18 protein-coding genes are annotated in these 19,258 nt (G+C 72.3%); 8 read left to right on the top strand and 10 right to left on the bottom strand.

Annotation, left to right across the window (positions count from 1 at the left end; translation table 11 throughout):
• Window positions 1-18: 18 nt before the first annotated feature.
• Window positions 19-1,197, bottom strand: a complete 1,179-nt coding sequence (locus AB4091_RS16745) for a cystathionine gamma-synthase (RefSeq protein ID WP_442293000.1) — start codon at window positions 1,195-1,197, stop codon at window positions 19-21.
• A 44-nt stretch (window positions 1,198-1,241) separates the two neighbouring features.
• Here AB4091_RS16745 and AB4091_RS16740 point away from each other — a divergent pair, with 44 nt between their 5' ends.
• Window positions 1,242-1,955, top strand: coding sequence for an SGNH/GDSL hydrolase family protein (locus AB4091_RS16740; RefSeq protein ID WP_442292998.1), 714 nt, complete (start codon window positions 1,242-1,244; stop codon window positions 1,953-1,955).
• Between the two features lie 79 nt (window positions 1,956-2,034).
• Here AB4091_RS16740 and AB4091_RS16735 read toward each other — a convergent pair whose 3' ends face one another.
• From AB4091_RS16735 to AB4091_RS16710, 6 genes are all read right to left on the bottom strand, one after another.
• The gene (locus AB4091_RS16735; RefSeq protein WP_442292996.1) at window positions 2,035-2,658 is read right to left on the bottom strand and encodes a response regulator; all 624 of its coding nucleotides are present in this window, start codon (window positions 2,656-2,658) and stop codon (window positions 2,035-2,037) included.
• A complete protein-coding gene (locus tag AB4091_RS16730) occupies window positions 2,655-4,151 on the bottom strand; it encodes a sensor histidine kinase (RefSeq protein WP_442292994.1) in 1,497 nt (498 codons plus the stop codon). Before AB4091_RS16730 ends, AB4091_RS16735 begins: the two co-directional genes overlap by 4 nt.
• A gap of 2 nt (window positions 4,152-4,153) precedes the next feature.
• Complete coding sequence (locus AB4091_RS16725; RefSeq protein ID WP_442292992.1) at window positions 4,154-4,768, bottom strand: hypothetical protein; 615 nt, start codon at window positions 4,766-4,768, stop codon at window positions 4,154-4,156.
• 158 nt (window positions 4,769-4,926) lie between these two features.
• Window positions 4,927-5,454, bottom strand: coding sequence for a hypothetical protein (locus tag AB4091_RS16720; RefSeq protein WP_442292990.1), 528 nt, complete (start codon window positions 5,452-5,454; stop codon window positions 4,927-4,929).
• Window positions 5,391-5,915, bottom strand: coding sequence for a GNAT family N-acetyltransferase (locus tag AB4091_RS16715; protein ID WP_442292988.1), 525 nt, complete (start codon window positions 5,913-5,915; stop codon window positions 5,391-5,393). The genes AB4091_RS16720 and AB4091_RS16715 overlap by 64 nt, the downstream gene beginning before the upstream one ends.
• Window positions 5,912-6,928: a GNAT family N-acetyltransferase gene (locus AB4091_RS16710; protein ID WP_442292986.1), complete on the bottom strand. Its 1,017-nt coding sequence runs from the start codon at window positions 6,926-6,928 to the stop codon at window positions 5,912-5,914. Before AB4091_RS16710 ends, AB4091_RS16715 begins: the two co-directional genes overlap by 4 nt.
• A 275-nt stretch (window positions 6,929-7,203) precedes the next feature.
• Here AB4091_RS16710 and thrS point away from each other — a divergent pair, with 275 nt between their 5' ends.
• The 5 genes from thrS (at window position 7,204) to AB4091_RS16685 (ending at window position 12,733) form a co-directional block, all read left to right on the top strand.
• On the top strand, window positions 7,204-8,433 hold the full coding sequence (gene thrS / locus AB4091_RS16705) for a threonine--tRNA ligase (RefSeq protein WP_442292984.1): 1,230 nt from the start codon (window positions 7,204-7,206) through the stop codon (window positions 8,431-8,433).
• Between the two features lie 170 nt (window positions 8,434-8,603).
• Window positions 8,604-9,308: a peptide-methionine (S)-S-oxide reductase MsrA gene (gene msrA, locus AB4091_RS16700; RefSeq protein WP_442292982.1), complete on the top strand. Its 705-nt coding sequence runs from the start codon at window positions 8,604-8,606 to the stop codon at window positions 9,306-9,308.
• Window positions 9,309-9,413: 105 nt separating this feature from the next.
• The gene (locus AB4091_RS16695) at window positions 9,414-11,753 is read left to right on the top strand and encodes a hypothetical protein (protein ID WP_442292980.1); all 2,340 of its coding nucleotides are present in this window, start codon (window positions 9,414-9,416) and stop codon (window positions 11,751-11,753) included.
• A gap of 60 nt (window positions 11,754-11,813) precedes the next feature.
• Window positions 11,814-12,278 (top strand): SRPBCC family protein, encoded by a 465-nt coding sequence (locus tag AB4091_RS16690; protein WP_442292978.1) that lies wholly within the window; start codon window positions 11,814-11,816, stop codon window positions 12,276-12,278.
• Complete coding sequence (locus tag AB4091_RS16685; RefSeq protein ID WP_442292976.1) at window positions 12,275-12,733, top strand: GNAT family N-acetyltransferase; 459 nt, start codon at window positions 12,275-12,277, stop codon at window positions 12,731-12,733. Before AB4091_RS16690 ends, AB4091_RS16685 begins: the two co-directional genes overlap by 4 nt.
• A 42-nt stretch (window positions 12,734-12,775) precedes the next feature.
• Here the strand turns inward: AB4091_RS16685 and AB4091_RS16680 are convergent, their stop codons facing one another.
• The 3 genes from AB4091_RS16680 to AB4091_RS16670 form a co-directional block, all read right to left on the bottom strand.
• Window positions 12,776-14,734 carry a M13 family metallopeptidase gene (locus tag AB4091_RS16680; protein ID WP_442293130.1) on the bottom strand — a complete coding sequence of 653 codons (1,959 nt, stop codon included), beginning with the start codon at window positions 14,732-14,734 and terminating at the stop codon, window positions 12,776-12,778.
• A 184-nt stretch (window positions 14,735-14,918) separates the two neighbouring features.
• Window positions 14,919-15,614: a hypothetical protein gene (locus AB4091_RS16675; protein WP_442292974.1), complete on the bottom strand. Its 696-nt coding sequence runs from the start codon at window positions 15,612-15,614 to the stop codon at window positions 14,919-14,921.
• Window positions 15,611-16,939 carry a PspC domain-containing protein gene (locus tag AB4091_RS16670; RefSeq protein ID WP_442292972.1) on the bottom strand — a complete coding sequence of 443 codons (1,329 nt, stop codon included), beginning with the start codon at window positions 16,937-16,939 and terminating at the stop codon, window positions 15,611-15,613. Before AB4091_RS16670 ends, AB4091_RS16675 begins: the two co-directional genes overlap by 4 nt.
• A gap of 125 nt (window positions 16,940-17,064) precedes the next feature.
• On the opposite strand from AB4091_RS16670, the gene AB4091_RS16665 reads away from it, so the two are divergent.
• Both AB4091_RS16665 and AB4091_RS16660 read left to right on the top strand, forming a co-directional pair.
• Window positions 17,065-18,537, top strand: a complete 1,473-nt coding sequence (locus tag AB4091_RS16665; RefSeq protein WP_442292970.1) for an ATP-binding protein — start codon at window positions 17,065-17,067, stop codon at window positions 18,535-18,537.
• On the top strand, window positions 18,534-19,238 hold the full coding sequence (locus tag AB4091_RS16660) for a LuxR C-terminal-related transcriptional regulator (protein ID WP_442292968.1): 705 nt from the start codon (window positions 18,534-18,536) through the stop codon (window positions 19,236-19,238). The genes AB4091_RS16665 and AB4091_RS16660 overlap by 4 nt, the downstream gene beginning before the upstream one ends.
• Window positions 19,239-19,258: the final 20 nt, after the last annotated feature.

Raw genomic sequence — 19,258 nt, 5'->3', positions numbered from 1 at the left:
GGAAGAGAGTTCGCGGGCTCAGCCGTGGATGTCGAGCGCCTCGCGCAGGTCGGCGATGAGGTCGTCGACGTCCTCGATACCGACCGAGAGGCGGATGAGGTCGCTCGGCACCTCGAGCTCGGTGCCCGCGACGCTCGCGTGCGTCATGCGTCCCGGGTGCTCGATGAGCGACTCGACACCACCGAGCGACTCGCCGAGCGTCCAGAGGCTCACGGCCGCGCAGGCCTTGACGGCGGCGTCCTCACCGCGTGTCATGCGGAAGCTCACCATGCCGCCGAACCGCTTCATCTGACGGGCTGCGACGTCGTGGTTGCGGTGGCCGGGCAGCCCCGGGTAGAGCACGTGGGAGACGCCGTCGTGGCCCTCCAGGAACTCGACGACCTTCTCCGCGTTGTCGCAGTGGCGGTCCATGCGGACACCGAGCGTCTTGAGGCCACGCAGCGTGAGCCACGAGTCGAACGGTCCGGCGACACCGCCGATGCTGTTCTGGTGGAAGGCGATCCGGTCTTCGGCGTCCTCGAGGCCCGGCACCTGGATGCCGGCGCGGGTGACCACCGCGCCACCGACGACGTCGCTGTGGCCACCGGAGTACTTCGTCGTGGAATGCGTGACGATGTCGGCCCCCAGGGCCAGCGGGCTCTGCAGGTAGGCGGTCGCGAACGTGTTGTCGACGACGAAGACGGCACCCGCCTCGTGGGCGATCTCGGCAATGGCCGCGATGTCGGCGATGCCGAGCAGCGGGTTGGTCGGCGTCTCGACCCAGACCATCTTCGTCTGGCCGGGCCGGATCGCTGCACGGACGGCGTCTAGGTCGCCCATGTCGGCGATCGAGTGCTCGATCCCCTGCGGCTTCGCGACCTTGTTGAAATAGCGGTAGGTGCCACCGTAGGCGTCGTTCGGCACGACGACGTGGTCACCCGGCACGAGCAGCGCGCGGGCCACGGTGTCCTGGCCAGCGAGGCCGGAGGCAAACGCGAAGCCGCGGCTGCCGCCCTCGAGCGCGGCGATGCACTCCTCGAGCGCGGAGCGCGTCGGGTTGGCCGACCGGCTGTACTCGTAGCCGTTGCGGAAGCCGCCGATGCCGTCCTGCTTGTAGGTCGACACCTGGTAGATCGGGGTGACCACGGCGCCCGTCAGCGGGTCGGCCTCCTGGCCGGCGTGGATGGCGCGAGTGGAGAAGCCGTGCTCGTCAGACATGGTGACGAGCCTATGCCCACGGGCTCTTCTGCGATGCTGCGGGCGTGGGCGACGACTTCGACTACTCCAACCGCGCCGTGCGCCCCCGCGGGCCGGTGCTGTCGGCGCTCTCGGCCGCCTTCCCGGGCATCCGCGCCGTCCAGGAGCAGGTCGAGCCGTATGCCGCCTGGTGGCGTGCGCACAACCGTGAGGCCGCGCGTGGCACCGGGCCGCTCTGGGTCGCGCTCGGCGACTCCATGACGCTCGGCATCGGTGCGGGCGCACCCGACCGGGGATGGGTCGGACAGCTCAGCCGTCGGTTCGAGCAGCGGGGCTGGCACCACCGCGTGGTCAACCTCGGCGTCAACGGGGCACGCGTCGAGGACCTCCTCGAGCGGCAGCTGCCGGCCTTGGTCGAGCTGTCGCGGGAACGGCCGGCCGCCCTGGTCACGGTCGTCGTCGGCTCCAACGACGTGGTGCTGCGGCGCCACCGACGCCTGCTGGTCGGGCGGTTCACCGAGCTGCTCGACCGGCTGCCCGAGGGCGCGGTCGTGTCGAACCTGCCCAACCCGCACCGCGAGGCACGGGTCGTCGACGAGCTGCTGCGCGAGCGCGCCGCCGCCGGACGAGTCGTGCTCGTCGACATGCGGCGCGAGGGGCCGCGCTCGTGGCGGGGCAGGCTCGCCTCGGACCGGTTCCACCCCAACGACGTCGGCTACGCCGACATGGCGGCCGTGGTCGAACGGGCCGTGGACCGGTCCCGCCTGACCGGACGCTGACGGCCACGGGGACGGGGACGGGGACGGGGACAGGGACGCCGACGGGGACGCCCCAGCCACGCTGCCTCGAGCGTCTTGCTCAGGCCACGCCGTTGTCGCGCGCCCAGAGCGCGGCCGAGGTGCGGTCGCCGACACCGATCTGGCGGAAGACGTTGCCGAGGTGCACCTTGACGGTGCGCTCGCTGATGCCCAGGCTGCGGGCGATCTGCTTGTTGGCCAGGCCTTGGGCGACCTGCGCGAGCACCTCTCGCTCGCGGCCGCTGAGGGCGGGTGATCCGATGGCATGCTGGCTGCTCGACGGCAGCAGCGCCCTCGTCACCCGGGGGTCGAGCGGCGCGTGGCCGGCCGAAGCCGCCCGGACCGCGTCGAGGACGTCGCGGGGCTCGCTGTCCTTGAGCAGGTAGCCGACGGCGCCGGCCTCCAGAGCAGCCCGTACGCGCTCGGCCTCGGCGAAGGACGTCAGGACCACGACGGGGGCCGGCACCCCGGCAGCCTTGAGCCGGCGGATCGCCTCGACGCCGTCGACGCCGGGCATCGACAGGTCCATGAGCACCACGTCGGGCTCGACCGCGCAGACCACCCCGAGGGCCTCGGCCCCGTCGGCCGCCTCACCGACGACGCTGAGGTCGTCGCTCGCGTCGATGATGGTGCGCAGTCCGGCGCGGACGAGCCGATGGTCATCGACGACGACGACGGTGGTCATCGAACCTCCTCCACGGGTAGGGCGAGCTGCCACGTCGTGCCTCGACCGCGGAACGAGCTCACACGGAGCACCGCGCCGATCTCGGTGGCGAGGTCTGCGAGCACCCGTATTCCGAAGTGTCCCTCAAGTCGCGGCAGAATGTCGGGATCGAAGCCGATCCCGTTGTCCTCGACGGTCAGGAGCACCGGGTGGTCGGGGTCCTCGTGGTCGTTGGCAGCGAGCCGGATCGAGACGTGACAGGCCTCGGCGTGGCGCACCACGTTGCGGAGGCACTCCCGCGCGACACGGTGGGTCAGCTGCTGGGCCACCTCGCTGAGACGTGACGCCACCGCCTCGTCCACGTCGACGTCGACCTCGACGCCGCGGCCCGAGAGCGGCCGGGCCAGGTCGACCAGCGTCGTGGACAGTCCGGCCTCGGCGAGCCGTTCCGGGTAGATGTCGACGAGGAGCGAGCGCAGGCTGGCGACGCTCGCGCGCACCGTCGAGGCGGCCTCGCTGATCGTCGTGGCGAGTCCCGCACGCCCTTCTGCCCGTTCGGCCTCGGCTGCGCCGCTCACGGCCAGCGAGCTGGCGACGAGGTCCTGCACGGGGCCGTCGTGCAGGTCGGCGGCGATCCGGCGACGCTCCCGGGCGGACGCGTCGACGGCGCGGCGAAGCAGTGCCTCGCGCTGGTGCTGGGCGGCGTCGAGCCGGTCGAGCAGCCGCCACAGGACGGGGAGCATGAGGGCGAGCAGCAGCATCAGGCTGCTGGCCAGCACCCCCGCGAGTGCTCGCCAGAGGTCGAAGGCACGCTCCTGGACCGGCTCGTAGTCGGCGTAGACCTCGAAGAGCAGCTCCTGCTTCGAGGTGGTCCAGACAGGGCGGTAGACCTCGAGCAGCTTGCCGTCGCCGCGCTCGAACTCGTTCTCGGAGCGGTTCAGGTCGGTGACCTCCGCCTGGGTCCGGGGGTCGGAGAGAGTGGCCGTCTGCTCCTCGTCGAGGGTGAACCTCTTGCCGACGAGGCTCGGCACGTCGGAGTAGACGATCCTGCCGTCCGGCTCCCAGAGCTTGACCCGCCTGATGCCGTTGGCGATGATCCGCTCGCGCACCATCGTGTCGAAGGTCTTGTACGCCTTCGGGTCCCCCGCGAGGAGCGCGTCGTCGAGAGCGGGCTGGACGAGGGCCAGCGCGATCAGGTCGGTGCGGTGCGCGACGTCGTTGAGCACCTGCCGCTCCGCGAGCTGTCTCGCGGCGAACGACGCGCCCACGACGACGAGGGTGAAGACGGCGAACGCTGCCAGCCCGAGCTGGAGCAGCATCCGCCGCCGGCTCGGCAGCGGAGGCACCCTCGGCGGGGCGATGCCGTCGGCGAGCGTCCACCAGAGGGGGAGGTTCCGGTGGGGTCGCTCGCCGACGGCGGTCGGCGCGATCGGTGGTGGGGGAACCACCGGTCGGGGCGCCGCCCCAGGCAGCGGGAGCGTGCTCTCGCCGCCCGAGCGTTCGGTCGCTTTCATGGTCAGTGGTCGTCTGCTCCGGAGTCGTCGCCACCGTGGCGACCAGACGAGCCGGAGGAGCCGGAGGAGCCGGAGGAGGACGAGCCGGACCTGCCGCCGTGGTCATCGGCGGTGCGGGTCACCCTGGACACCGAGGTGCGTGACCCCGAGGACGACGAGGAACCCGAGCTCGACGAACCGGAGCCGGACGAACCGGAGACCGAAGAGCCGGAACCGGAGGAGCCGGATCCCGATGAACCGGAGCCACGGTTCGACGAGCCGCCGCGGTCGTCGCCCGGCTCGACGTGCGAGCCGCGGTCGTCGCCCGGCTCGGCGTGCGAGCCGCGGTCGTCGCCCGGCTCGACGTGCGAGCCGCGGTCGTCGCCGGCCTCGGTGCGCGAGTCGCGAGGGGTCGCGCCGCCCTTGTCGTCGCCGGCCTCGGTGGTGTGGGTCGCGCTCGGCGTACCGCTGTGGGTGCTGGAGGTGCGGCCGCTGTCGTCGCCGGGCTCGGTGACGAGCTCGGCCGACGGGGGAACGTAGGTGGGGATGCTCTGTGCGAACGAGCTGTTGCCGACCAGGCCGAGAGTGGCCGGAACGAGGGCGGCCACTGCCACCGCTGCAACGGTGAGTCGTCTCATCGGAATCTCCTCTTCAGGGCACCTTCCCGGCTTCGGGTCGGTGTGCGGATGCTGTGACTCCAACGGTGCGGCCTGCACCCCGTCGGGCGCCATCGGGCTTTGGTCCTAGTACCTGCGCGGCCGGCTCCGCGCCCGGCCGCCACCCCTCTCCCCCGGCCTCAGAGATCCTTGGCCCACTCCCGCGTCCAGCCGGTCACCGTGAAGCCCAACCGCTCGTTGATGGCGACCATGTGGGTGTTGGTGTCGGCGTTCCAGGTGCGCACGATCCTCACGTCGGCACGCTCGCACTGGAGCGCCCGCAGGTTGGCCAGCTTCACCGCCAGGCCGAGTGCGTTGCCACGGTGCTCACAGAGCACGAGGGTGTCGGACTGGACTGCGAGGTCGGGCTGCCCGGACCTGACGAAGATGTCGGTGAAGGCGACGAGACGTCCGGACGGCACGTGCCGCGCGACGGACTCGACGCCCCACACGGGGCTCGGCGTGTTCCACTGCTGACGCACCCGCTCGGCGTCCCAGTCCTCCTCGTCGAGCTCGATGTCACCGCTCGGGGCGTCGGTGCTCATGCGCCGCGCCAGGAGCGCGCGGTCCTCGAGCCACTCCTCGGGCAGCCTGTCGACAGAGGTCAGGACGACGTATGCCGTCGGGTCGAGTCCGGGATCGAGTGCGGCGAGCGTGCCCTCGGCCACGGGTCCTGACGCAGGTCTGCCAGTGTCTGGCGATAGCCGTTGGCGAGCGCGAACTCCGTTGCTGCGTCACCGTTCTCGACCGGCGATCCACTGTGCTCGTGGATGCGCGTGCACCCGTCGTCACGCAGCGACTCCTCGCAGTGCGCGAGGAGCAGGCTGCCGACGCCGTGGCGCTGGTGGTCCGGATGCACCGAGAGCCAGACGCCCGCGGTCCCGACGTTCTCGCGCGTCCGTCGGATGGTCTGCGCCGACGCGACCGGTTCGTCCGAGCCCCCGGGCACGACGACGAAGGTGCGCCTCACCTCGTGGCGACGCGGTGCGATGTCGAGGACCTCCTCGACGGAGATGCGCTGCGCCCCGGCACCCCAGACGTGGCGGTTGGCCGCGTGGTGGACCTCGAGCCACGCCTCGCTGCCCGGGTCACCGACCCGAAGCTCGATCTCCTTGACCTGAAAGCTCATTCGTCTGACGCTGTCTGCTTCTGCCACTCGCGGCTGTAACCGTCGACGGCATACCCGAGCCGCCGGTTGACGGCGAGCATGTGCTCGTTGGACGCGGCGTTCCACGTGCGCACGGCCGTGACGTCGGGCAGCTCGTCCATGAGGCGAAGCGCGTTGACCGCCTTGAGCCGTAGGCCGAGTGCGTGCCCACGGTGCTCCTCCAGCACGAGCGTGTCCTGCTGGTAGCCGAGGTCGGGGGTGCCCGCGGACACCCCGATCGTCGTGAAGGCGACGAGCCGGCCCGAAGGCACGTGGCGAGCGGCCGACTCGATGATCCGGCGGCCGGACGCCAGGGTGCGGGCATGCGTCTCGCGCAGCCGGTCGGCGTCCCACTCCTCCTCCTCGAGCGCGAGGTCGTCGGTCGGCGCGTCCGTGCTCATCCGTTGCTGCAGCACGGCCCGGTCCTCCAACCACTCCTCGGGCATCGCGTCCACGAAGGTCTCCACGACGTAGTCGTCGTCGACGGCTGCGACACGTGCGAGCGCGTCACGGTCGGCCGGCAACGCCATCACGCTGCGCAGCATCGTCTGGCCGACCGCGTAGCCGTGCCGGCCGGCGAAGCCCTCGGCGACGTCCGCCCCACCCTCGGCCCACTCCGTCTCGCTCATCAGCGTGCCGCGCCCGTGCTCCCGCGCGATCGCCTCCCCGTCGCGCAGCAGTGCGTCACCGATGCCACGCCGACGGTGGTCCGGCAGGACCGAGAGCCACAGGAGCGCGAGGTCGAGGTTGTCCGTGGTCGGCATGCGCACCTCGAGAGCACCGACGACCCGGTCGCCGACCCACGCGGCCCGCGACACCCGGCGACCGGACGGTGAACGGTGGAAGCCCTGGATCTCCTCGAGGGTCCAGGCGCTCCCCCGATCGCCGAAGAGGTCGCGCTGCACGGCCGCGTGCACCTCGATCCAGGCACGCGCGTCGGCGTCCTGCGCCGCGTCGAGCAGGTCGATGGGTCTGATCTCCAGGTCGTCGCTCACGCGCCCGAGTCTGTCGACCGGCCCGGCGCGGGGCCAGCCATTTCCTCCGAACGAGGCGGTACGGCATACGGCCTCGGCGGCGCTCGTTCCAGCAATCGCCTTGCCGCACCGGCGGTCCCGCCCTACCCTCGACTCATGCACCGCTCACAGCAGACGACGACGCCGGACCCCTCCGGCGCACTGTTGCTGCTCTAGCACCCACTGCAACCCACGCCCCGGAGTCGGCTCCGGGGCGTTCGTCGTCTCCGGGCCGGCCCAGCGCAAGGAGACCGACCATGTCAGACCATCGCGAGCTCAACCACGACCTCGACGTCTACGCCACCGACCCGCTCGCGGGCGCCGGGCTGCCGCTCTGGCTTCCGGCCGGGTCGGTCATCCGCCGCGAGCTCGAACGCCTCGCCAAGGACCTCGCCCACGCCGACGGCTGCGTCGACGTGCACACCCCGGTGCTGGGCAAACGGGCCCTCTTCGAGCGCTCGGGCCACTGGGCCAAGTTCGAGGACGACATGTTCCCGACCCTCCAGCTCGGCGATGAGGAGGTCGTGCTGCGGCCGGCGAACTGCCCGCACCACGCCCTCGTCTACAAGGCGCGCAGCCACTCCTACCGTGAGCTGCCGATCCGGCTCAACGAGCTCGCGCCGATGTTCCGGGCCGAACGCTCCGGGGTGCTCTCCGGCCTGACCCGCGTGCGCCAGATCAGCCTCGACGACACCCACGTCTTCTGCCGGCCCGACCAGACCGGGGCGGAGGTCGCGCGGGGGCTGCGCGCCGCCCTGGAGGCCCAGCGCATCCTCGGCCTGCCGGTGCACCACGTGCGCCTGTCGATGCGCGACGACTCCGACGCGTGGCTCGGCACCGAGGAGCAGTGGCGCACCGCGCAGGACGCCTTGCGCGAGTCGGCCCACGACATCCTCGAGGGCTCCGGCCTGCCCCTCGTCGAGGCGCCGGGTGAGGCCGCCTTCTACGGCCCGAAGGTCGACCTGCAGGTCTTCGACTCCCGCGGCCACGAGGAGACCATCGCCACCGTCCAGGTCGACTTCACCCAGCCCGAGCGCTTCGACCTGACCTACCACGGTGAGGACGGCGAGCGGCACCGGGTCGTCATGGTGCACCGCGGCACCGTCGGCTCGATGGAGCGCGTCACCGCGGCGCTGCTCGAGCGCTACGACGGGCGTCTCCCGCTCTGGCTCGCCCCGGTCCAGGTCGCCGTGCTGCCGGTGTCGCAGGAACAGGACGACGCCGCGCGCGCGCTCGTCGACGCGCTCCGCGCGCAGGGCGTACGCGTGGAGCTGGCCTGCGACGACTCCCTCGGCTCGCGCGTCCGCGAGGCCCGCCGGCGACGCGTCGCCGTGGTGGCCGTCGTCGGTGCCCGCGAGGCCGCGGACGGATCGGTGCAGGTCACCGACGTCGCGGCCGGGTTCCGGGAGGTCGTGCCGGTCGACCACCTCGTCGGACGGGTCGTCGCCGCCCGCGACGGACGGTGCCAGGCCGTCGGCTGGACCTGATCGGCCTCGGCGCAGACCCGCGGTGGTCCGGCGTGTGCAGCCGCCGGGGTCCTGACCCCACCGACTGCACACGCCACGGGTGTGCGAGACCGGACCGGCCGGCATACGGGAGCGGCCTCGAGCGTTGCAGAGGCGTACGACCCGCCCCACACGAAGGATGTGACACTGGAATGGTGTTCGGACTCGGCAAGAAGACCCACCTGCCCGCTCGCGAGGACGCCCTCCCCGGTCGTGCGGAGCGCCCGTTCGAGGTGGACCCCACCCACGTCGTGCTAGGCACCCCGATCGAGGGACCGTGGCCGCACGGCTCAGAGGTGATCTACGTCGCCATGGGCTGCTTCTGGGGCGTCGAGCGGATCTTCTGGAAGCAGGACGGCGTCGTGTCGACGGCCGCCGGCTACATGGGCGGCTACACGCCCAACCCGACCTACGAGGAGACGTGCACGGGGCGCACCGGCCACGCCGAGACGGTGCGCGTCGTCTACGACCCCGAGAAGACCTCGCCCGAGCTCCTGCTGAAGGCCTTCTGGGAGAACCACGACCCGACCACGGCGAACCGCCAGGGCAATGACATCGGCACCGCCTACCGGTCGGCGATCTACTGGACGACCGAGGGGCAGCGGCTCGCGGCCGAGGCGACGCGCGAGGCGTTCCAGAAGGTGCTGGACGACAACGGCTTCGGGCAGATCACGACCGAGATCCGCTCGGCCGACGACGCCGGACCGTTCTACCTCGCCGAGGACTACCACCAGGGCTACCTGCACAAGAACCCCGGCGGCTACTGCAACCACGGCCCCAACGGGATGACCTGCCCGGTCGGCATCGTGCGCCAGGACCAGCTGCCGTCGCAGCAGGACATCGCGCCGCCGGCCTGACGCCGCCACCGGATCGCTGCGCGAGGCGTCCGCCCCTGCTGACCCGCCCCTCCGAGGGGCGGGACGCCGTGGGGTGGGCGCCTCGTCGCGTCTAGGATCCTGCCCGTGCCGGCACCACTCATGACCCACCCGTCGGACGACCTGCGTGAGCCCGCCTCCCGCAGCGCGGAGGCCGCGCGCCGGGCGTCCGGATGGGCGGCCGGCGTCGTCCCCGTCGCCTTCGCGGTCGTCCTGCTGGTCGCGTACGACACGCCGGGCCGCGCCGTCGCGGCCTACTTCGCCGCCTTCGTGGTGTCGGTCGTGCTGCCCGGCACGCTCGTGCACCGGTGGCTCCGCGGCCGACAGAGCCACCTCGTCGCCGACCTCGCCCTCGGCGCGGCGACCGGTCTGGCGCTGCAGCTGCTCGGGTGGCTCGTGTTCACCGCCCTCGGCCAGGCCTCGTGGATGTGGGTGTGGACAGTGCTGCTCGTCGCGCCGTTCGCCGTGGTGCCGGCCCTGCGTCGCCACGCCAGCGTCACGCGCTACCCCCGACGGCTGCCGGTCGGGGTGGCCTGGGCGACGGCGGCGCTGACGTGCGGGCTGATCTGGCGCGTGTCGCAGTCGTGGTTCGCCTCCTCGCCGCTGCCTCCCGACGCGCTGATGTGGTACCCGGACGACTACTGGCACCTCGCGACGGCCGCGGAGCTGCAGCGCTCCGTGCTGCCTCGCGTGCCGCAGGTCGCCGACCTCACCTTCACCTACCACTGGTTCTCCAACGCCCACATGGGCGTCATGAGCACCCTCACCGGCATCGACCTGCCCGTGGTGGTCGCCCGGCTGTGGGTCGTGCCCGTCGTGCTGCTCCTCGCCGGCCTCTCGGTCGCCGTCATCGTGAAGCTCACCGGCTCTGCGTGGCCGTCGCTCGTCGCGACCGCCTTCCTGCTCACGAGCGGCAGCCTCAACGGCATCACCTGGCTCGGGCTCGACGGCGTGACGGCGTTCGTGCCGCACAGCCCGTCCCAGATCTACTCACTCATCCCCCTGCTGCTCGTCATCCACGTGGCGACCGACGTGCTGAGGGGCAGGCCGGTCGGCCGGGGCTGGATCCTGCTGTTCCTCGCCTTGGTGTTCACGGCCGGCTCGAAGTCCTCGGTGCTGCCGGTGCTCCTCTGCGGCGCCGCCCTGGCCGGCGTCGTCGCGCTGCTCCGACGCGACGGGTGGCGACGGTGCCTCACCCTCGGCGGAGCCGTGCTCGCCGCCATGCTCGTCATGGCGCCACTCGTGACCGGCAGCAGCGCCGGTTCCGCCGTGCAGGTCTTCGGGATCGTGCGACGCTTCCCGGTCTGGAAGGAGGTCACGGGCGTCACCAACTACGAGATCGGCGTCAACACCGGGCTGGTCATCCCGAGACTCGACGCCCCCGGCGCCGCGACGCTGCTCGTGCTCGTCCTCGTCGCGTATGCCGTCCAGTACGCGTGGCTGCTCGCCGGCCTGTCCGTCCTCTCCGTCCGCCGCCAGGGCGACCTCACGGCCTGGTTCCTCCTCGGCACCGGCATCGCGGGCTGGTGGGCGATGATGCTCCTCGACGTCGACGGCGTCTCCCAGGCGTACTTCATGCGCGGGGCCGTCGTGGCCTGGCACGTCCTCGCCGCCTGGGGTGTCCACCGGATCTGGACCGTCGCACGCGATGGCGGCCGGCGCAGGCTCGCGGTCTGGGCCGTCGTGGGCCTCGGAGTCGGCTGGCTGGTTCTCCAGCTGCAGAACTCCCTCTCCCGGACCGACGTGCCACCGGGGGCCAAGAGCCCACCCGCCGCCGCCGTCCACGGCGAGCTCGTCGCCGACCTCGCCGTCGTCGTCGTGCCCCTGCTGCTGGGCCTCGTCGCGTGGTGGGTGCTGCGCCGGCGCGGCAGCTGGGCGGCACTGCCCCTCCTCGTGGCCCTGACGGCGGCGTTCGTGCTCGCCCCGGTCGTGCGCCCCCTGACCGACGTGCCCCACACCGGTGGCTACGCGCCCGAGCCGTCCCGGACCATCAGCTCGGCCGAGGTGAGGGCCGCCCGCTGGGTGGCAGCGAACACGCCGAGCCGTGACGTCGTGGCCACGAACCTCCACTGCCTGCGCCTCCTCACCCAACCGGGCTGCGACGCCCGCTCCTTCTGGGTCAGCGGTCTGACCCAGCGGGCCGTCCTCGTCGAGGGCTGGGCCTACACCGAGGCGGCCCACGAGGCGAACGGGAGGAACAACCTCGGCTCGCGCCAGCAGCCCTTCTCCGACCCCGCCACGTTCGCCCTCAACGAGGCCGCCTTCACCGCGCCCTCGCCGGCCGGGCTCGACGCGCTCTACGCACGCGGCGTCCGCTGGCTCTACGCCGACCGCCGGGCGAGCACGGTGTCACCGGCGCTGGCGACGCTGGCGGACCTGCGGCTGCGGCTCGGCACCGCCGACGTCTACGAGCTCAGGGCGCCCTAGGCGAGCCGGCCGACGGGGCGGCTCCTCCCCCGGGCCGAACGCCGGTGGCAGGATGCCGCCATGGCCGACAAGAGCTTCCTCATCACCCGCGAGACGACGATCGCGGCACCGCCCGAGCGCATCCACGCCCTCCTCGCCGACTTCCGCGAGTGGCAGAAGTGGTCGCCGTGGGAGGGGCTCGACCCGGCCATGGACCGCACCTACGCCGGCGCCGACTCCGGGGTGGGCGCCGTCTACGCGTGGAAGGGCAACAGCAAGGCCGGCGAGGGTCGCATGGAGATCCTCGAGTCCGAGACCCGCCACGTCGGCGTCGACCTGCTCTTCGCCGCGCCGATGAAGGCTCACAACCGGGTCGACTTCACGCTGGCGCCCGTCGCCGGCGGCACGCGGGTCGAGTGGGCGATGACCGGCCCACAGAACGTCGTGATGCGTCTCATGAGCAGGTTCTGGTCGATGGAGAAGCTGGTGGGCCCCGACATGGACAAGGGCCTCGCCCAGCTCAAGCGCGCCGCCGAGGCCGCATGAGGTCACTGGTCATCCGACGGGCCACCCGCGACGACGTCGACGCGATCGTCGCGATGCTCGCCGACGACCCGCTGGGGGCAGGGCGTGAGGACGTCGCGGACACGCAGGCGTACGCGGCGGCATACGACCGCGTTGCTGCCGACCCGGGGCAGCACCTCGTCGTCGCCGAGCGCGACGGCGCCGTCGTCGGCACGCTCCAGCTCAGCGTCATCCCCGGGCTCTCACGGCGCGGCGCCACGCGAACGATCATCGAGGGCGTACGAGTGGCCGATGGTGAGCGCGGCAGCGGCCTCGGCACCGAGCTCGTGACCTGGGCCGTCGACGAGTCGCGCCGGCTCGGTGCCGGCCTGGTGCAGCTGACGAGCGATGCCAGCCGCACCGACGCGCGACGCTTCTACGAGCGTCTCGGCTTCGTCGCCTCGCACGTCGGCTTCAAGCTCCGGCTCGACGACTGAGGGGCAGCGACCGGTGGTCGCCGCCCCTCGCTCGTGGCCGGGTCAGAAGATGCGGATTCGCTCGTCCGGCTCGACCCAGAGCCCGTCGCCGGGCTTGACGGCGAACGCCTCGTGGAACTCCGAGAGGTTGCGCACCGCGTTGCCGCGCACGTCCTGGGGCGAGTGCGGGTCGATCGCGAGCAGGCGGATCGCCTCGGCCTCGCGGGACTTGCCCTTCCAGACCTGGGCCCAGCCGACGAAGAACCGCTGCGGCCCGGTGAAGCCGTCGATCTCGGACATGCCGGTGCCCTCGGTCGCGATGCGGTAGGCCGAGAAGCCGATCTGCAGGCCGCCGAGGTCGCCGATGTTCTCGCCCACGGTGAGGCCACCGTTGACCTTGTGCGACTCGTCGAGCCCTGCGGGCGTGTAGCCGTCGAACTGCTCGATGAGCCGCTGCGACAGCGCGTCGAAGCGCTCGCGGTCGCCCTCGGTCCACCAGTCGCGCAGCGCCCCGGTGCCGTCGTAGCGCGAGCCCTGGTCGTCGAAGCCGTGCCCGAGCTCGTGCCCGATGACCGCCCCGATGCCGCCGTAGTTGACGGCGTCGTCGGCCTCGGGGTCGAAGAAGGGCGGCTGGAGGATGGCGGCGGGGAAGACGATCTCGTTCATCGACGGCATGTAGTACGCGTTGACGTGCTGCGGGAGCATGAACCACTCGGCGCGGTCGATCGGTCCGCCGATCTTGGCGAGGTTGCGGTCGACCTCGAACGCGGTGCTGCGCCGCACGTTGCCGACGAGGTCACCGGGGTCGATGTCGATGGAGGAGTAGTCGCGCCACACCTCGGGGTAGCCGATCTTCGGCGTGAAGGCGTCGAGCTTCTCGAGGGCCTGGGCGCGGGTCTCGGGTCCCATCCACTCCAGCGACGAGAAGGACGTGCGGAAGGCGGCGACGAGGTTGGCGACGAGCTCCTGCATGCGCTCCTTCGCTGCCGGGGGGAACCAGCGCTCGGCGTACAGCCGGCCGACGGCCTCGCCGACGCACGACTCGACGACGGCCACCCCACGCTTCCAGCGTTCCTTGTTCTCGGGCTGCCCCGACAGGGTGCGGCCGAAGAAGTCGAAGTCCTCGTCGACGAACGACTGCGGCAGCAGGGGCGCGAACTCCGACAGCACGTGCCATGTCAGCCAGGCGCGCCAGTCGTCGATGTCGGCCGACTCGAGGGCGGCGCCCAGCGCGCTGACGAAGCTCGGCTGGCGCACCACGACCTTGTCGAAGGCCCCCGCCGGGGCCTGTAGCCCGAACAGCCATGCGTCCCAAGGGAACTGGGGCGCCAACGCCTGGGCCTCGTCGAGGCTGTGGGCGTTGTAGGTCTTCACGGCATCACGGTTGGCGACCTTGTCCCAGTGCGACGAGGCGAGCAGGGTCTCGAGCGCCATGATGCGTGTGGCCTTGCCCTCGGCGTCGGGGATGCCGGCGAGCGTGAGCAGCCGGCCGACGTGTTCGACGTAGGCGGTGCGGATGTCGGCGTACTTGTCCTCGCGGTAGAACGACTCGTCGGGCAGCCCGAGGCCGCCCTGCTCGAGGTAGACGACGTAGTCCTCGGGCGAGCGCTCGTCGGGCGACACGAAGTGGCGCAGTGGTCCGTCGACGCCGTCGCGCTCGAGGCGCCCCAAGGCTGCCCCGAGGGTGGCGACGTCGGAGATGGTGGCGACTTCAGACAGCAGCGCCTGCAGCGGGGTCAGCCCGAGCTCCTCCACCCGGTCGGTGTCGGTGAAGCTGGCGTAGAGGTCACCGACCTGGCGCTTCGGGGTGCCCGGTGCGCTGTCGTGGTCGGCTGCTGCGGCCTCGATGAGGTCGCGGACTCGGGAGGTCGACTCCTCGCGCAGCATGTCGAACGTGCCGAACCTGGCCCGGTCGCCGGGGATCTCGGTCGTGTCGAGCCACGTCCCGTTGACGAACCTGAACAGGTCGTCCTGGGGCCGGGCCGCCCGGTCGAGCGCCTCGAGGTTGATGCCGGACTTCATGACCACGATGTCTCCTCGTACCGGTGCCGGACCGTCCCGGCGAGCGTGACCCGAGCCTAACCACGCCGGGCGCTCCCCCGGGCGCCGACCCACACGCACGCGAGCGCCGCCGGTCGGGTCCCGTCTCCCGGCCGGCGGCGCCCGCGCCCACCGGCGGTTCAGGCCGCCGGTGGCGCATCGCTCGCTAGCGGCGCAGCCGTCCGGCCACGACGCCGGCGAGCCCGACGATGAGGAGCATCCCGCCGAAGGCACCGATCAGCGGCGGACCGACGAGCCGGAAGGTGAGGTCCGCGTCGGTCAGGTTCGCCGCGAGCAGCCAGCCGGCCACGATCATGGTCAGCAGCCCGAACATGATCGAGCCGGGACGCGGGCCCTTGCGCACGGTGACGAGGACAGGACGTGGGTCCTGGGGCGCCTGCTGCGCGGTGACCGGTGCACCCCACGGCCCGGACTGCGACGGGTCGGGCACCGACGGCGGCGGCAGGTGCGGCAGGTGCGAGGCGTCCGTGACGACGTCGTCGGGCACCGGTGCCGACGGCTCCACGCGGAACGGGCTCGGCGTCGGCAGCGCCTGCGTCGAGGTCGCCGGGATCGTGGTCGTCTCGTCGGGGTCACCCGCCCGGGGCGAGGTCGGGCCGGTCGTCGGGCCGGTCGTCGAACCGGTCGTCGAACCGGTCGTCGAGCCGGTCGTCGGGTCGGCCAGCGGATCGCTGAACTGCGGCGCTGCGCTGGTGGTGTCGTCGTGGCTCATGGTGCTCGTCTCCCCGGACGTCGTCTCGGTCGCTGCTGTCAGGTCGGTCGTGTCGGTCGGGTCGATCCGGTCGGTCGGGTCGATCCGGTCGGGGCGGTCGCCCGGCTCCGCGGTGCGGTCGGTGCTCATGACGCGCTCCCGGTGAGCACCTGGATCTGGCCCAGCCCGACCTCGGCGTCGACGACGATCTCGTCGGGCCCGGTCGTCGGGCCGTAGTGCACGGTGCGCGTCCAGCTGATGCCGCCGGCCTGCAGGTCGTGGTCACCGGAGTCGCGGGTGACCTCGCCCTCGTTGGTGCCCTTGGCGTCGAGCGCGCCCGCCCTGGCCTTGGTGTTCACGGTGACGGGCACGCCCTTGGGAACGACGATGGTGAGGTTCCCGGCGCCCAGCGTCGCCGTGACGGTGTCGGTCCCGGGGGCCTTGTAGTCGGCCCTGGTCAGGTCGACCTTCAGGTCACCCATGCCGAGCTTGTAGGTGGGCGCGGGTGTCAGCGAGGTGACGGCGTACGACTGGTCACCGACCTGCCAAGGCACGTCGAGACCGGCGGGAGCGGCGGTCGTGAGCGCGGCGGCGATGACGCCGACGACGGCGAAGAAGCCGAGGCCCGAGCGGCGACCGGCGATGCCGGCGACCACGATGGCGAGACCGAGCATGCCCACGCCAGAAGCGATCCCGATGGCTACGTGGTTGCCGGGCCATCCGGCGCCTTCGGCGACGATCGAGAACACGACGCCCGTCGTGATCGCGAGGCCGAGGACGAGCAGCCCACCGGCGAAGCCGATCGAGGGCGTGCGCTGGCGCACCGGGGTCGGCGCCGGCGGACGCGGTGTCGTCATGGTCGCCCCGGCGTTGGCTGCGGCGTTGCCCGTGGAGCCGTATGCCGGGAGGGGGGCGCCGGACGGCGTGGTCGTTCCGGGCGTGGCGGGGTCTGCAGGGGCCGACGGGTCGGCTGTCGCGGTCGACCCCGTCGCGGGGCGGTTGCCGCCGTTCTTCCAGGGGGCCTGCGCCATGACGTCACGGCCCGTGTCGGTGCGGGTGAGGAACCACCAGGCACCACCGACCAGCAGCGCGAAGCCGAAGAAGCGGAAGCCCTGCGTGTCACCGCCCCACCAGGGGCCGCCGCCGAGCACCGAGATGCCCGTGACGACGAGGAGGAAGATCGAGCTGCCCTCGCCGTGCTTCAGCGCGCGCTCGATGTGGATCTCGCCGCGCTCGTCGGGCATGAGCAGCCAGAGCACCAGGTAGAGCGCCACGCCCATCCCGAAGAAGATGGAGAAGAGGATGAAGCCGGCTCGCACGACCAGCGGGTCGACGCCGAGCCAGCGGGCCACCCCCGTAGCGACACCGGCGAACCAGCGACCGTCCCTGTTGCGCACGATCCCCGGGCGCCGCAGGGCGGTGTAGAAACCGTCCAGGCCGTGGCCCTGCGTCGGGGCCCCATTGCTTTTCGTCATGGCTCCAGCGTGGCGGCGCGATCGCGCCGCAACCATGAGGGTCGACCCTGAGCGCACCCTGACGCGACCCCCAAAGGAGGCCCGGATGGTCGCCCTCACCCACCCCGGTGGGTGAGGATGGAAGGGTGCAGACGGCATACGAGAACGGTCAGGGCCCGGTGCGACCCGCGTGGCGGGCGACGCCGCGGCCGCCGCTCGTGCGTCACCGGGAGGGAAAGGTCGTCGCGGGCGTTGCCGCCGGGCTGGCCGACCACCTCGGCGTGCCGACCGCGGCGGTGCGCATCGCGCTCGTGCTGACGACCATCCCGTTCGGCGCAGGACTCGCCGTCTACGTGTTCCTGTGGGCCACGATGCGCGAGATCGGCGACGTCGTCCCCACGACCGCCGCGCCCGCGGGCGACCCGGCCGCGGCCCCCGCCTCGGGCGCAACCCCCGCCTCCAAGGGCGCCGGTCACCACGTCGACCTGGCCGGCCTGCGCACCTGGCTGCGGAGTGGTCACCAGGCCGTCCTCATCACGCTGCTCGGCGTCGCGGCGCTGGCCCTCGCCGGCGCGCTGTGGCTCGGCAGCGCCGGCTTCAACGTGCACGCCGAGGTGGTCCTGCCCGTCGTCGCGATCGTCATCGGCGCCATCTTCTTCTGGTCGCAGCTCGACGACACCGATGCCATCGGGGCGCGGCGCCCGGTCCGGTGGGTCTGGCTCGTCGTCGGCCTCGGCCTGACGATCCTGGGCCTGGTCGGGCTGCTCGTGCGCGGCACCGACCTCACGGCCGTGTGGCAGATCGCGGGTGCCGTGCTCGCCGCGCTCGTCGGCGTCGCCGTGCTGTGCGCCCCGTGGATGCTGCGGCTCTGGAGCAACCTCCGCGTCGAGCAGGCTGCCCGCATCCGCGCCACCGAGCGTGCCGACATCGCGGCCCACCTGCACGACTCGGTGCTGCAGACCCTCGCGCTCATCCAGCGCCAGTCCTCCGACGCCGCGACCGTCGCCCGGCTCGCGCGCGCCCAGGAGCGGCAGCTGCGCAGCTACCTCTATGACGAGGACGCCCGCGCCGGCACGCTCGGTGCGGCCCTGACCGCCGCCATGGGCGAGGTCGAGGACCTCCACGGCGTGCCCGTGCAGCTCGTCGTCACCGGCGACCGCCAGATCGACGAGCACCTCGACGCCCTCGTCAAGGCGGTCCGCGAGGCCGCCTGGAACGCCGTGCGGCACGGCAGCCCGCCCGTCAGCGCGTACGTCGAGGTCGGCCCCGACGCCGTCGAGGCGTTCGTGCGCGACCACGGGTCCGGCTTCGACCTCGACGAGGTGCCCGACGACCGCGCCGGGGTGCGCGAGTCGATCATCGGACGCATGGAACGGCACGGCGGAACGGCGCGCATCCGGCACCGGGCAGACGGCACCGAGATCGAGCTGCGCCTGCCGGTCCGCCAGCCGACCGAGCCCGAGGCGGGCGACCCCAGGACGCCGGACCCCAAGGCCACGGACCCCAGGACGCCGGACCCCAAGGCCAGCGACCCCCAGTCCCAGGCAGCCCAGACGCAGCAACCCCAGACGCAGGAACCCCAGACGCAGCAACCCCAGACCCAGGAGCAGGCTTCATGACCGACCCGCGGACCATCCGCATCGTGATCGTCGACGACCACCACATGTTCCGCACCGGCGTGCGCGCCGAGCTGAGCGCGGTCGCGGCGCCGACCGGGCCGGCCTCGTTCACCCTCGAGATCGCCGGTGAGGCGGGCGCGGTCGAGTCCGCCGTGCAGGTCATCACCGAGCAGCAGCCCGACGTCGTGCTGCTCGATGTCCACCTTCCAGGTGGCGACGGGCACGGCGGTGCCGACGTCATCCGCGCGTGCGCAACGGTCCAGTCGCGGGCCGGCGTTCCGGTGCGCTTCCTCGCCCTCTCGGTCTCCGACGCGGCAGAGGACGTCATCGCCGTCATCCGCGCCGGGGCACGCGGCTACGTGACCAAGACGATCAGTGCCGACGAGCTGCGCACCGCGATCGGCCGGGTCGCCGACGGTGACGCGGTGTTCAGCCCGCGCCTGGCCGGCTTCGTGCTCGACGCCTTCGGAGCGGCCGCCGGCGAGGTCGCCGAGATCGACGAGGAGCTCGACCGGCTCTCGGCCCGCGAGCGCGAGGTCATGCGGCTCATTGCCCGCGGCTACCAGTACAAGGAGGTCGCGAAGGAGCTGTTCATCTCCGTCAAGACCGTCGAGACGCACGTCAGCTCGGTGTTGCGCAAGCTGCAGCTCAGCAGCCGGCACGAGCTGACCGCTTGGGCGATGGGCCGCCGCCTCCTCTGACCCTCCCCCTCCCCGACTTC

This window comes from Terrabacter sp. 2RAF25, from assembly GCF_052115265.1.
In the GTDB taxonomy this organism is placed as follows: domain Bacteria; phylum Actinomycetota; class Actinomycetes; order Actinomycetales; family Dermatophilaceae; genus Terrabacter.
This window is presented reverse-complemented; position numbering and strand designations above follow the sequence as displayed.

Excerpts from the sequence above, each read along its gene's own strand:
- AB4091_RS16745 (WP_442293000.1), bottom strand. The coding sequence starts at position 1,197 with ATGTCTGACGAGCACGGCTTCTCCACTCGCGCCATCCACGCCGGCCAG.
- AB4091_RS16735 (WP_442292996.1), bottom strand. The coding sequence starts at position 2,658 with ATGACCACCGTCGTCGTCGTCGATGACCATCGGCTCGTCCGCGCCGGA.
- AB4091_RS16730 (WP_442292994.1), bottom strand. The coding sequence starts at position 4,151 with ATGAAAGCGACCGAACGCTCGGGCGGCGAGAGCACGCTCCCGCTGCCT.
- AB4091_RS16725 (WP_442292992.1), bottom strand. The coding sequence starts at position 4,768 with ATGAGACGACTCACCGTTGCAGCGGTGGCAGTGGCCGCCCTCGTTCCG.
- AB4091_RS16715 (WP_442292988.1), bottom strand. The coding sequence starts at position 5,915 with ATGAGCTTTCAGGTCAAGGAGATCGAGCTTCGGGTCGGTGACCCGGGC.
- thrS (WP_442292984.1), top strand. The coding sequence starts at position 7,204 with ATGTCAGACCATCGCGAGCTCAACCACGACCTCGACGTCTACGCCACC.
- msrA (WP_442292982.1), top strand. The coding sequence starts at position 8,604 with ATGGTGTTCGGACTCGGCAAGAAGACCCACCTGCCCGCTCGCGAGGAC.
- AB4091_RS16690 (WP_442292978.1), top strand. The coding sequence starts at position 11,814 with ATGGCCGACAAGAGCTTCCTCATCACCCGCGAGACGACGATCGCGGCA.
- AB4091_RS16685 (WP_442292976.1), top strand. The coding sequence starts at position 12,275 with ATGAGGTCACTGGTCATCCGACGGGCCACCCGCGACGACGTCGACGCG.
- AB4091_RS16680 (WP_442293130.1), bottom strand. The coding sequence starts at position 14,734 with ATGAAGTCCGGCATCAACCTCGAGGCGCTCGACCGGGCGGCCCGGCCC.
- AB4091_RS16675 (WP_442292974.1), bottom strand. The coding sequence starts at position 15,614 with ATGAGCACCGACCGCACCGCGGAGCCGGGCGACCGCCCCGACCGGATC.
- AB4091_RS16670 (WP_442292972.1), bottom strand. The coding sequence starts at position 16,939 with ATGACGAAAAGCAATGGGGCCCCGACGCAGGGCCACGGCCTGGACGGT.
- AB4091_RS16660 (WP_442292968.1), top strand. The coding sequence starts at position 18,534 with ATGACCGACCCGCGGACCATCCGCATCGTGATCGTCGACGACCACCAC.